Annotated in this window: 1 protein-coding gene; it reads right to left on the bottom strand. The window is 41.8% G+C overall.

All coding sequences use genetic code 11. The annotated features are described in order from the left end of the window. On the bottom strand, positions 1–1164 hold a 1164-nt coding region (locus tag Q5Y73_RS24580; protein WP_305994562.1), incomplete at both ends, for an Ig-like domain-containing protein.

Raw genomic sequence — 1164 nt, 5'->3', positions numbered from 1 at the left:
GTAAAGCTATCTTCTCCGTTATATCCTTCTGCTGGAGTGTAGATGATTTTTGAACCTTCTACTGTGATCGTTCCGTTCTGAATACTGTCTTCATCTACATTAAAGATTAAGTCGGATGACTCAGTTTCTTCATCGCTTCCAGTTAGGATGATTTCTACTGCTTCATCCTCATTTGTTTCCACAGTTTGTTCATCTGCTGCTGGCTTCATGTTCACTGGATTGACTGTGATTGTTACCGTCGCTGACTCACTCGTTTGGGCTTCTGCACTTCCATCTCCTAAATCTGTCACGGTAAAGGTAAAGCTATCTGGGCCGTTATATCCTTCTGCTGGGGTATACGTAACCTTGGAACCTTCCACCACTAACGTTCCATTCCGAATACTTCCTTCATCTACGTTAAAGATCAAATCGGATGAATTGGTTTCATCATCGCTTCCAGTAAGGACGATTTCTATGGATTTTCCTTCATTCGTTTCCACAGCTTGATTATTTGCTGCTGGTTTCGAATTCACTGGATTGACTGTGATCGTTACCGTCGCTGCTTCACTTGTTTGTGCTTCTGCTGTTCCATCTCCCAAGTCTGTGACTGTAAAGGTAAAGCTATCTTCTCCGTTATATCCATCTGCTGGAGTGTAGATGACTTTCGAACCTTCTACTCTAATCGTTCCGTTCTGTACACTAGCCTCATCTACGTTAAAAATTAAATTGGATGACTCAGTTTCATTATCACTTCCAGTAAGGGTGATCTCTACAGATTCTCCTTCATTCGTATCTACTGCTTGATTATTCGCTTGTGGTTTTGAGTTCACTGGATTGACTGTGATCGTTACCGTCGCTGTTTCACTTGTTTGTGCTCCTGCTGTTCCATCTCCTAAATCTGTCACGGTAAAGGTAAAGCTATCTTCTCCGTTATACCCATCTGCTGGAGTATAGATGACTTTTGAACCTTCTACTGTGATCGTGCCATTCTGTACACTTGCTTCATCTACGTTAAAGATTAAATCAGATGAGTCAGTTTCTTCATCACTTCCAGTTAAGATAATCTCTATGGATTCACCCTCATTTGTTATCACAGCTTGGTTATCTGCTGCTGGCTTCGTGTTCACTGGATTGACTGTGATCGTTATCGTTGCTGCTTCACTTGTTTTTGCTTCTGCACTTCCA

The sequence above is a fragment of the Chengkuizengella axinellae genome (assembly GCF_030730905.1).
Taxonomy (GTDB): Bacteria; Bacillota; Bacilli; order Paenibacillales; family KCTC-33759; genus Chengkuizengella; species Chengkuizengella axinellae.
This window is presented reverse-complemented; position numbering and strand designations above follow the sequence as displayed.